Source organism: Streptomyces sp. SID14478 (assembly GCF_010548525.1).
In the GTDB taxonomy this organism is placed as follows: Bacteria; Actinomycetota; Actinomycetes; order Streptomycetales; family Streptomycetaceae; genus Streptomyces.
In genome coordinates this window covers 19,112-30,318 of the sequence record NZ_JAAGMG010000696.1, presented here as the reverse complement: position 1 = coordinate 30,318, position 11,207 = coordinate 19,112, and the positions used below count along the sequence as shown (strand labels likewise).

The 11,207-nt window shown below is 68.7% G+C and carries 12 protein-coding genes; all 12 read right to left on the bottom strand.

Translation table 11 applies throughout. The features are described 5' to 3' along the window. Nucleotides 1–1,230: glycosyltransferase family 39 protein (locus G3I40_RS23165; RefSeq protein WP_164304046.1), on the bottom strand; the 1,230-nt coding region annotated here is incomplete at its 3' end. Next, nucleotides 1,227–3,071, bottom strand: a complete 1,845-nt coding sequence (locus G3I40_RS23160) for a glycosyltransferase family 39 protein (protein ID WP_164304045.1) — start codon at nt 3,069–3,071, stop codon at nt 1,227–1,229. The genes G3I40_RS23160 and G3I40_RS23165, both read right to left, overlap by 4 nt. Next, nucleotides 3,068–4,084 carry a glycosyl hydrolase gene (locus tag G3I40_RS23155; RefSeq protein ID WP_164304044.1) on the bottom strand — a complete coding sequence of 339 codons (1,017 nt, stop codon included), beginning with the start codon at nt 4,082–4,084 and terminating at the stop codon, nt 3,068–3,070. Before G3I40_RS23155 ends, G3I40_RS23160 begins: the two co-directional genes overlap by 4 nt. Beyond that, nucleotides 4,081–5,670: a cellulose synthase catalytic subunit gene (locus G3I40_RS23150; protein ID WP_164304043.1), complete on the bottom strand. Its 1,590-nt coding sequence runs from the start codon at nt 5,668–5,670 to the stop codon at nt 4,081–4,083. The genes G3I40_RS23155 and G3I40_RS23150 overlap by 4 nt, the downstream gene beginning before the upstream one ends. Nucleotides 5,671–5,858: 188 nt before the next feature. Then, nucleotides 5,859–6,716, bottom strand: coding sequence for a tRNA pseudouridine(38-40) synthase TruA (gene truA / locus G3I40_RS23145; protein ID WP_164304042.1), 858 nt, complete (start codon nt 6,714–6,716; stop codon nt 5,859–5,861). A gap of 141 nt (nt 6,717–6,857) precedes the next feature. Next, nucleotides 6,858–7,364, bottom strand: a complete 507-nt coding sequence (gene rplQ / locus G3I40_RS23140; RefSeq protein WP_164304041.1) for a 50S ribosomal protein L17 — start codon at nt 7,362–7,364, stop codon at nt 6,858–6,860. Between the two features lie 156 nt (nt 7,365–7,520). Beyond that, a complete protein-coding gene (locus G3I40_RS23135; RefSeq protein ID WP_003966937.1) occupies nt 7,521–8,543 on the bottom strand; it encodes a DNA-directed RNA polymerase subunit alpha in 1,023 nt (340 codons plus the stop codon). A gap of 121 nt (nt 8,544–8,664) precedes the next feature. Continuing rightward, a complete protein-coding gene (gene rpsK, locus G3I40_RS23130; RefSeq protein ID WP_003948617.1) occupies nt 8,665–9,069 on the bottom strand; it encodes a 30S ribosomal protein S11 in 405 nt (134 codons plus the stop codon). A 68-nt stretch (nt 9,070–9,137) separates the two neighbouring features. Then, nucleotides 9,138–9,518 carry a 30S ribosomal protein S13 gene (rpsM, locus tag G3I40_RS23125; protein ID WP_164304040.1) on the bottom strand — a complete coding sequence of 127 codons (381 nt, stop codon included), beginning with the start codon at nt 9,516–9,518 and terminating at the stop codon, nt 9,138–9,140. Nucleotides 9,519–9,717: 199 nt separating this feature from the next. Further along, nucleotides 9,718–9,831, bottom strand: a complete 114-nt coding sequence (gene rpmJ / locus G3I40_RS23120) for a 50S ribosomal protein L36 (protein WP_003974245.1) — start codon at nt 9,829–9,831, stop codon at nt 9,718–9,720. A 58-nt stretch (nt 9,832–9,889) separates the two neighbouring features. Beyond that, on the bottom strand, nt 9,890–10,111 hold the full coding sequence (gene infA / locus G3I40_RS23115; RefSeq protein ID WP_003948620.1) for a translation initiation factor IF-1: 222 nt from the start codon (nt 10,109–10,111) through the stop codon (nt 9,890–9,892). A 162-nt stretch (nt 10,112–10,273) separates the two neighbouring features. Continuing rightward, entirely contained in the window at nt 10,274–11,110 is an 837-nt protein-coding gene (gene map / locus G3I40_RS23110; RefSeq protein WP_164304039.1) for a type I methionyl aminopeptidase, read from the bottom strand. Nucleotides 11,111–11,207: the final 97 nt, after the last annotated feature.

The following is an 11,207-nucleotide window of genomic DNA, read 5'->3' as shown; positions in this document are numbered from 1 at the left end:
GCCGGTGCCGGCCCGGGAGCGGGCCCGCGAGGTCCCGGTCACGGGCCCGGCGATCCGGCACACGGCGACGGCCGCGAGCAGCACCCAGGCGGGCGCCGTGAACAGCAGGTAGCGCGGCAGGAAGAGGTGCAGCTGCGCCGCGGTGCCGAAGGTGGCCAGCGGCGGCAGCACGATCCAGACGACGAGCGCCAGGGCGCGCCGGCCCGCGAAGCACAGCCCCACCGCGCCGAGCGCCATCACCGGTACGGCCACGGCCCAGGACCCGAAGAGGTTCTTCGGGAACTCCATCAGGTCCTTCAGCCCCGGGTTGTTCCAGGCGATCTGGCCGCTCTGCCCGGAGCCGGACACCGCCATGGGCAGCACGAAGCACATGCCGAGTGTGCAGGCCGCAGCGTACGCCCAGCCCACGATCCGGTCGCCCGCGCGATGCGCGGTCAGGATCATCACCAGGTGGGCGCCGAGCACGGCGAGCGAGGCCAGGTGGCTCCAGCCGATGAGCGGCACGGACAGCGTGTAGCCGACCCACACCCGGAACGACGGCTGGTCGAGGGCCCGCACGAGCAGCCAGGTCGACAACAGCACCGCGGCCACCGCGAAGGCGTACGGGCGCAGCTCCTGCCCGTACCGGGTGGTCGAGGGGACGACGGCGAACGCGAGCCCGGCGAGCACCCCCACCTGCGTGGTGAACAGGCGCCGGCCGAGCACGGCCAGCAATCCGGCGGCGGCCGCCATGGCGAGCGCCCCGGGCAGCCGCATCGCGGTCTCGGACTGCCCCGTGACGGCGATCCAGCCGTGCATGACCACGTAGTACGGGGTGAACACCACGTCGATGGAGCGGATCAGCAGGCTCAGGTCGTGGAGCGAGAGCGTCGACGCCCACCAGGTGGCGTGCTCGTCCCGCCACAGCTCACGGTCGCCGATGCCGCGCAGGACCAGCGCGAAGGCGAGGGCCGTGGGCAGCAGGAACGTGAGCAGCCCGGCGAGACGTCCGCCCGGCGCCGGACGCTCTTCGTCCGGCTCCGGCTCCGGCGCGGCCGCCGGTTCGTCGGTGTGCACGTCGTGTCCGGGGTATGCGGCGGGATCGGCGTACTGCCCCTGTTCCGTGAACGGGTCGGGGTCCACGTACGTGCCCGGATGCGCGGCGTAGGCGCCCTGGTGCTCGTACGGGTCGTATCCGCCCCTGTCGTCGGAGTAGCCGCCGCCGTACTGCGGCGAGGAGTGCAGGCTCATCGCTTCACCCAGATCCGGAACGCGCCGTCGCCCTTGCTGGTGGTGAAGCGCGCCACGGCGGCGAGACGGTAGTGGGAGTTGCCGCGCAGCGCGTCCGTCACGGCCGTGTCCACGTCGGGGGTGACCGTGCCGCGCAACACGATGACGTCGAACTTCGCGTCGAGGACGGCCGCACGGTAGGCGTCGGGGCCGGAGTGCTGCTTGCCCTTCTTGTCCTTGTAGTCCATGCCGAACGTGCTCTGCCACTGCGCGTAGCCGGTCACGTCCCGCAGGTAGTACGCGGGAACCTCGTGCTCCTCCGCCAGGTAGCTGCCCTTGCGGTCGACCAGGCCGCGCAGCACGGCCGTCATCTCGCGCGAGTCGGGGAAGCTGTACGCCTGCTGTGCCTGCACCATGCCGAAGACCAGCGTCACCACGAACAGCATGATCCCGAGCTGCGGGTGCCGGAAGTGCGGTCCGACCAGCCGGGACAGGCCGAGGCCCGCCATCGGGCCGGCGAAGAGCAGCCCGAAGCCGACGTGCTTGAACAGCGAGATCTCGGTCTGCAGGTGGATCTGGTAGGCCGGGGCGAGCAGCACCGTCCCCGTCAGCAGCACACCGAGCGTGATGCGCCGCAGCCGCCCGGGGCCCTGCCGGTCGACCACCCAGGGCATCTCCCCCATGGTCGGCCGGAGCGCGTAGGCGAGGGAGCCGCCGAGCGCGGCGAGGAACATCAGGCCGCCCCACTCGGTGCTGTGCTGCAGGATCGTCAGGGCGGTGTCGGCGCCCTTGGCGCGGTTGGTCGTGGTCTGGCTGATGCCGCCGAGCGAACCGGTGTAGAGGTAGCCGGCGCCGAACAGGACGCCCATCGCGACACCGAGCAGCGCACCACGGGCCAGCGCCCGCAGGCCGCGGTACCGGTAGGCGGTCAGTACCGCCAGGACGACCAGGGTCGGCAGGAACAGTCCGGCCGCGTACTTGGTGGCGAAGGCGAGGACCGCCGGGGGCGCGGCGAGCACGACCATCGCGCTGGACGACCGGCCGGTGCGCACGACGATCCACATCGACAGGGCGAGCAGGAAGATCGCCGCCGCGTCGAACGTGGCGAAGTTGCCGAGGAACACCGTCGACTGGATCACCGAGAACAGCGCGGCCGCGCCGAGCGCCGCGCGGACGTGGAACATCCGCCGCGTGGTCGCGTACAGCAGCGCCGTGGCACCGAGCATGAACAGCAGGCTGACGATGCGGACGCCGGCCAGCCCGGCGTAGCTGTCGACCACGGCCGCGAGGACCGGGTACAGCTTCGGGTAGCCCGAGAAGTAGCCCTCGAAGTCGCCCGGTACCGGGGTGCCGTGCAGGATGTTGCCGACCTCGTAGTGGCCGGCCGTGATGTAGAGCGCCTCGTCCTGGAAGGCGGTGCCGCGCAGCCGCAGCGACAGGCCCGTCTGGATCAGCAGGACGCACAGCAGCACCCAGCGTCCCAGGAGCTTGGCGCGCACGCCGTCCACGGACCACGCCGACTCCGCGAGCGGCGGCAGGGTGTAGCCGGGCGCGACCGGCTCCGGCACGACGGGCTCGGGCTCCGGCTCGGCCACCACCGGGGAGGCGTACGGGTCGTAGGGCGCGTACGTGTCGTAGGACTGCTGGTCGAGGTACTCGGACGTCTGGCCGTCGAACCGCCAGCCGCCGGTCTGGTAGGCGGGCGGTTCGTCCTCGTGCACCGGGTACGTCGGGTGGTACACGGGCGGCGTGTACTGCTGCTCCTGTGCGTACTGCTGGTGCGCCTGCGGCCACGGGTCCGGGTCCGTGCCGTACCGCACCTCGGGCTCGTCCGCCCAGGTCGGGGTGTGCCGGTTGGTCATGGCTTGGTCACATCGAATCCGAAGCGGTCGTCCTGCGACTGCTCCCGGAAGGTCTTCTTGGAGAGCGGTCCGCTCTCGATGCGCCAGTCCGTCTCCTTGTCGAAGTTGAACCAGACGAACCCGATGACGTCGTCGCGCCGCGCGGTCCCCCGGAACAGGTCCTTGATGTCGGCGGGCTTGCGCTCACCGGCCTGCGCCGCGGTCTCCGCGATGATGAACGGCTTCTTCGTGAAGCCGCTGATCTGGGTCATCGTCGGCCCGTAGAGCGTCTGGTACGTGGAGGGTCCGGTGGCCGCGTAATAGCCGATGATGCCGACCCAGTCGACGTAGTCGTCGCCCGGCCAGTACGGCTTGAGCTGCACCTTCGGCATGGGCGTGATGACGTTCGGGCTCCACACCCAGATGACCTGGGTGGCGCCCTCCTCGTCGAAGACGTCGTGGATGTGCTTCCACGCCGCCACGAAGTCCTTCGCGGAGGCCTTCTTCGTCCCCCAGTCGTACCAGAACCCGTTCATCTCGTGCGCGAAGCTGAGTGCGACGGGGAGGTTCAACTCCTTGACGGAGGAGGCGTATTCACGCAGGTACGTGTCCTCCTTGCCGCCCGCGACGTCCTTCAGGGACACCTTGAACGGCTCCCAGGCGATGAAGGACATCGCCCCGTAGTCCCACGCGTTCTGCACCAGCCGGGACTCGAACCGGTCGCCCCAGGCCGAGTAGAACTCGACGAGGTTGGGCTTCTTGCCCGCGGACGCCGCGAACGACTCGATGGTGCTCATCTTGGCGGGCGCCCCGTCGGCGGCGACCCCGAAGTACTTCTTGCCGGGGTGCAGCAACGGGCGCACGTCGTAGGGCGGTTCGGGCTTCGGGGCCGGCGAGGAGACGTCGGCCGAGGCGGCCGGGTCCTTGCCCTGGCCGCGCGCGTACTCGTCGCGCCCCTTGTCGGAGAAGGTGCTGCACGCCGAGACGACGGCGAGCACCGTCACCACGAGCAGCAGCCTGATGGCGGTCCTCATGCGGCGGCGACCTCCTGGCGCCGCGGCTGCACGAGCACCCGGCCGACGACCATCGCGTAGAACAGACCGGCCGACAGCATCAGCGCGAAGTCCGGCGGATACAGGGTCAGTACGCGCCAGGCGGCGACGGCGATCCAGGCGAGCGCGGTGCCGCCGGTCCAGCCGATCATGCCGACCCAGTAGCGCCGCATACCGTTCTTCTTGGCGCCCTGCGAGCCGGTCGGCTTCCAGCCCATGGGCCGCCCGCGCAGCACGTCCCACACGGCGAAGACGTGCGACCAGCCGTACATCAGCCGCACCGACCAGGCCTCCAGGCGGTAGGGCGCGCGGTGCCACAGCGGCAGCACGAGCGTCACGTACGCGACGCTCGGCAGCACCCACATCGACGCCTCGGCGCGCAGCAGGTCCGGGCGCAGGATCAGCAGCGCGAGCGGGATGATCGGCATGAGGAAGGTGGCTAGGGCGGTCTGCAGGTAGTAGAGGAACCCGGAGACGTAGCACAGGCGGGTCTTGAACTTCATCTCCATCTCCCAGAACCGCTTGCTGGTCAGCAGCTCCAGGGACCCCATGCACCAGCGGTACTGCTGGTTGTGGAAGGCGCCGGCGGTGTCCGGGCACACCCCCGCCGACAGGGCGACGGGCACGTACCGCAGCTTCCAGCCCAGCGCCCGCAGATCGAAGCCGGTGTACATGTCCTCGGAGTGCTCGATGAGCGTGATCCCGCCGATCTCGGCGAGCGCGGCCCGCCGGTACACGGCGCACGAACCGACGCAGATGGAGCCGTCCTTGTCCTCGCGGGAGGTCTGCACGGACCGGTAGAACTGCTCCTGCACGGCGCCCGCGCCGCGCTCGATCCAGTTCTGCCGGTCGACGGCACGGAAGAACTGCGGGGACTGCACGATGCCGACGCGACCGTCGTCGTCCATGTGCGGCAGCAGCTCGTCGAGCAGGTCGTGCCGGGGCGCGAAGTCCGCGTCGAGGATCAGGATGTGGTCCCCGTAGGTCTTCTCGAAGGCGTGGTTCAGATTGCCGGCCTTCTTGAACCAGCCGCGGTTGGGCCGCACGACGTAGTGGAAGCCGAAGTCCCCCGCCATGGCGCCGACCTCACCGCTGTCGGCGTCGTCGAGGACGTACACGTGCACCACGCCGCGGTAGGTGTCCGCGAGCCGGCTCACGTGCACCCAGGTGTTGTGCAGCACTTCGAGGGGCTCCCCGCACACCGGCAGGAACACGTCCACGCTCGGGAACCGCGCGGGCTGCCAGCGCCGCACGAGCCGCCGGTGCCCCTTGATGTCGAAGTCCTTGCTCAGGCCGTCCAGGTAGAGCGAGATGAGGTAGTCGGCGACCACGAACGCGAGCAACGGCATCGTCAGCCAGAACCACGGGCTGGACGCGGTGAACAGCAACTGGCTCATCGCGAGACACCCGAAGCTGATCAGCGAGCCGATCGTCAGCATCCACAGATGCCGATGGGCGTACGAATACTTCTCCACGTCGTCAGGTGGCTGCGGCAGCAACCCCTGATTCCGTGAAACGGGCCCACGCCTCCGGCTGTTCGAGGCACGGGCAGTCCCCACTGCGCTCATGCAAAACCCCCCGGGCCGACTCGGCCCGCACTGCCCCCATTGCGCCCGGCCACTCCCTGTGATCCCTTGGCCAGACCGCGGCAGCATAGCCGAGTTACCGGGGTTAATTACGAACAGGCGTGTTACCTGAGGGTTTCGTCTCTTCTCCCCCCAGGCGTACAACCATCACCCTGTTTCGGATGTCGGGCTCAGCAGCAGCCCGCCCCCGGAAGGGTCCGCCTGTTGCGCGCTTCCTTGTTCCGCGCGGCCAGCAACTCGTCGGCGGGATAGCCGACTTCCTCCAGCGTCAGCCCGTGCGGCCGCACCACGTGCACGGCGGAATCGCGCACCCCGGCGGCCAGCACCTTGCCCGGCCAGTCGCTGTCCCGGTGCCCGTCCCCCACAAACAGCAGCGCGCCGATGAGCGAGCGCACCATGTTGTGGCAGAAGGCGTCGGCCCGCACGGTGGCGGTGATGATCCCGTCGTCCCCGCGTACGAGGCTCAGCTCCTGCAATGTGCGGATGGTCGTCGCACCCTCGCGGCGCTTGCAGTACGCGGCGAAGTCGTGCTCCCCGAGCAGTGCCCCGGCCGCGGTGTTCATGGCGTCGACGTCCAACGGCCAGTCGTGCCACAGCACATGGCCCCGCAGCAGCGGGTCGACACCGCCCGGAGCGTCGGTCACGCGGTACGCGTACCGCCGCCACACCGCCGAGAACCGCGCGTTGAACCCGCTCGGCGCCTCGGCCACGGACCACACCCGCACGTCCCGCGAGAGCCGCCCGGCCAGCCGCTTGAGCAGCTTCTCCCGGTGCTCGGCCCACACCTCCACCGGCAGGTCCACGTGCGCGACCTGCCCCCGCGCATGCACCCCGGAGTCGGTCCGCCCGGCCACGGTCAGCTCGTACGTCGCCCCGCCCGACCGGGTCACCGTCCGCAGCGCGTCCTCGATCTCCCCCTGCACGGTCCGGCGCCCGCCGGCCTGCTTCGCCCACCCGGAGAACTCGGCCCCGTCGTACGACAGATCGAGCCGTACGCGCACGAACCCGTCGGCAACTTCGTCACTCACCCAAAGATCCTCTCAGCAACGCGAAGCGGGCCCGCCCCCAAAGGAGCGGACCCGCTAAGACGCACCCCGAAGGGGCGCGGGGAACTGCGCGACACGCCGCCACGAACCCGCGGCCGCGAGCACACAGCCCCCAACAGACGACTAGGCGTCCTTGGACTCCTCAGCGGCGGCCTCGTCGGCCGGCTTGGCGTCCTCGACGACCTCGGCCGGAGCCTCGGTCTTCGGCTCGGCGTCCTTGGCGGAACGCTTGGTGGCGGCCTCGGCCTCACCGGTGGCCTGCTGCGCGACCGTCAGGGCCTCGACCAGCTCGATGACAGCCATGGGCGCGTTGTCGCCACGACGGTTACCGATCTTGGTGATACGGGTGTAACCACCCGGACGGTTCTCGTAGCGCGGGCCGATCTCGGTGAAGAGCGTGTGGACGACGCTCTTGTCCGTGATGACCGTGAGCACCTGACGGCGGTTGTGAAGGTCGCCCTTCTTCGCCTTGGTGACCAGACGCTCCGCGTACGGGCGCAGACGACGGGCCTTCGCCTCGGTCGTCGTGATCTTGCCGTGCTCGAAGAGCGACTTCGCGAGGTTCGCGAGGAGCAGCTTCTCGTGCGCGGCGCTGCCGCCCAGACGGGCACCCTTGGTGGGCTTCGGCATGGTGTTTCTCCTAGGTGTCTGCCCCGGCCGTATCAGGTACCGGGGTCAGTGTCCGAGCAGACGGCTGTCTGTCGGAGATCCTGGCGCCCCTTTCGAGGGGCCAGGAGGGATCGGGCCCCGTAAGGGGCTCGAAGAACCGGCTCGCGGCGGAGCGGCTCAGTACTGCTCGGTCTCGACGAAACCGGCATCCGCGTCGTCGTCGGCGCCGAAGGCGTCGGCGGCGGCGGTCGGGTCGAAGCCGGGAGGCGAGTCCTTCAGCGCGAGGCCCATACCGGCCAGCTTCGCCTTGACCTCGTCGATCGACTTCGCACCGAAGTTACGGATGTCGAGCAGGTCCGCCTCGGAACGGGCGACGAGCTCACCCACGGAGTGGATGCCCTCGCGCTTGAGGCAGTTGTACGACCGAACGGTGAGCTCGAGCTCCTCGATCGGCAGGGCGAGATCAGCGGCAAGAGCGGCGTCCGTCGGGGACGGGCCCATGTCGATGCCCTCGGCGTCGATGTTCAGCTCGCGGGCGAGACCGAACAGCTCGACCAGGGTCTTGCCGGCCGACGCCATGGCGTCACGCGGCCGCATGGCCTGCTTCGTCTCGACGTCGACGATCAGCTTGTCGAAGTCGGTGCGCTGCTCGACACGCGTCGCCTCGACCTTGTACGTCACCTTGAGGACCGGCGAGTAGATCGAGTCGACCGGGATGCGCCCGATCTCCTGACCGACCTGCTTGTTCTGCACGGCGGAGACGTAGCCGCGACCGCGCTCGACGGTCAGCTCCATCTCCAGCTTGCCCTTGCCGTTGAGCGTGGCGAGGACGAGGTCGGGGTTGTGCACCTCGACACCGGCCGGGGGCGCGATGTCGGCGGCGGTGACCAGACCCGGGCCCTGCTTGCGCAGGTACATCACGACCGGCTCGTCGTGCTCCGAGGAGACGACCAGCTGCTTGATGTTGAGGATCAGGTCGGTGACGTCTTCCTTGACGCCCGGCACGGTGGTGAACTCGTGCAGGACACCGTCGATACGGATCGACGTGACCGCCGCACCCGGGATCGACGACAGAAGCGTGCGGCGAAGGGAGTTGCCGAGGGTGTAACCGAAGCCCGGCTCCAGCGGCTCGATCACGAACCGGGAGCGGAACTCGTCGACGACCTCTTCGGTCAACGACGGACGCTGAGCAATCAGCATGAAGTGAATCCTTCAGTCATGGGCACCCACTATTTGATGCCCTTGAGTACTACCAAGGGTACGGGCGGTACGGCTCCAGGGAGCCATACCGCCCGAAAAACCTCGTGTCAAGCGACGTGCGTCAGACGCGGCGGCGCTTGGGCGGACGGCAGCCGTTGTGCGGCGTGGGGGTGACGTCCTGGATCGAGCCGACCTCGAGGCCGGTGGCCTGGAGGGAGCGGATCGCGGTCTCACGGCCGGAGCCGGGGCCCTTGACGAAGACGTCGACCTTGCGCATGCCGTGCTCCTGCGCGCGACGGGCAGCCGACTCGGCGGCCATCTGCGCGGCGAACGGCGTGGACTTGCGCGAGCCCTTGAAGCCGACGTGGCCGGCGGAGGCCCACGAGATCACGTTGCCGGTCGGGTCCGTGATGGACACGATCGTGTTGTTGAACGTGCTCTTGATGTGCGCGTGGCCGTGAGCGACGTTCTTCTTTTCCTTGCGGCGCACCTTCTTGGCAGCGCCCTGACGACCCTTGGGGGGCATGTCGTTCTCCTACGGGAGGTGGTCGGTCCTACAGCGAAGACCGCTGATGAAGCGTTGTCCGCTGAGGACTACTTCTTGCCCGGCTTCTTCTTGCCGGCGATGGCGCGACGCGGGCCCTTACGGGTACGCGCGTTCGTGCTGGTGCGCTGACCGCGGACCGGCAGACCACGACGGTGGCGCAGACCCTGGTAGCAGCCGATCTCGACCTTGCGGCGGATGTCGGCCTGGATCTCGCGACGGAGGTCACCCTCGGTCTGGAAGTTCTGGTCCACGTACTCGCGGATCTTGACGAGGTCTTCCTCGCTCAGGTCGCGAACGCGGATGTTGCGGTCCACACCGACGGTGTCCAGCGTGAGCTGGGCGCGCGTACGGCCGATGCCGAACACGTAGGTGAGGGCAACCTCGATGCGCTTCTCGCGCGGGAGGTCAACACCTTCAACGCGTGCCATTCATGGCTCCTGTTGATTCTTCGGAGGTCTGCAGCAGAACCACTCCCAGCAGCCGTACTAGGTACAAACTGGGTCCCCGGCCTCCGACCGAAGGTGTCGCCGCGGTGAAGTGATCCACCGCCGGCGGGTTCTGCATATGTACTCAATGTGTTGCGTGCGTCGCGCGAAACTCTGCGAACGAACTGCAGTCAGTCGTGCGTCAGCCCTGGCGCTGCTTGTGGCGCGGGTTGTCGCAGATGACCATGACCCGACCGTGACGGCGGATCACCCTGCACTTGTCGCAGATCTTCTTGACGCTCGGCTTGACCTTCATGGGTGAGGTTCTCCGGGTCAGTTGCCGGCAGCCCGCGGAAGCGGGACTTGGGCAAGATCTACTTGTACCGGTAGACGATCCGGCCACGCGTCAGGTCGTACGGAGACAACTCCACCACGACCCGGTCGTCAGGGAGGATGCGGATGTAGTGCATGCGCATCTTGCCGCTGATGTGTGCCAGGACCTGGTGGCCGTTCTGGAGCTCCACCTTGAACATGGCGTTCGGAAGAGACTCGACGACAGTGCCTTCGATCTCGATGGCACCTTGCTTCTTGGCCACGCTTCGCCCTTCGAATCGACTACCTTGATCGACTTCGCGGATCGCATGCGGACATGCATATACACGAGAGTCGACGAGTCAGTCTACGTCAGTACCCCCGGAAAGACGAATCCGAGAATTCTGCCCTACCCGGGAGATCGATAATCCCTGCGGCCCGCCGACTCAGCCCAACGGGTCCGGCGCCGCCGTCACGCCCATCTCCGCCAGCTTCGCCTTGCCGCCGTCCGGCGCGGTCAGCACGATCGGGCCCTCCTCCGTCAGCGCCACGGAGTGCTCCCAGTGGGAGGACCAGGTGCCGTCCGTCGTGATGACCGTCCACTCGTCCTCGAGGACCTCGGTCCGCGGGGTGCCGAGGGAGACCATGGGCTCGATGGCGAGGCAGAGGCCGGGGACGAGCTTGGGGCCCTTGCCGCGGCGGCGCTCGACGTAGTTCAGCAGGTGCGGGTCCATGTGCATCTCGGTGCCGATGCCGTGGCCGCCGTAGTCCTCGACGATCCCGTACTTGCCGCCCCCGGGCTTGGGCTGGCGGCGGATGTACGTCTCGATCGCGCGCGAGATGTCGACGAGGCGGTTGCCCGCCTTCATGGCGGCGATGCCGGCCCACATCGACTCCTCGGTCACCCGGGACAGCTCGATGAGCTCCGGAGCGTGACCGGACCCGACGAACGCGGTGTACGCGGCGTCGCCGTGCCAGCCGTCGATGATCGCGCCCGCGTCGATGGAGATGATGTCGCCGTCCTCCAGGACGACCTTGTCGCTCGGGATGCCGTGGACCACGACCTCGTTCTTCGAGGTGCAGATGGTCGCGGGGAAACCGCCGTACCCGAGGAAGTTCGGCTTCGCGCCGTGCTCGGCGATGACCTTGCGGGCGACCTCGTCCAGGTCCCTGGTGGTCGCGCCCGGCACGGCCGCCTCACGGGTCGCGGCGTGGATCGCCGCGACGACAAGCCCCGCCTCCCGCATCTTGCGAATCTGGTCGGGGGTCTTGATCTGCACCATGGGGGCCTGCGCTCTCCGTCATCCGGTACGAGGGTTACGTACGTACCCACCAACACTAAGGCCGCGGCCCCCCTGTCGGGGAACCGCGGCCTGAGGT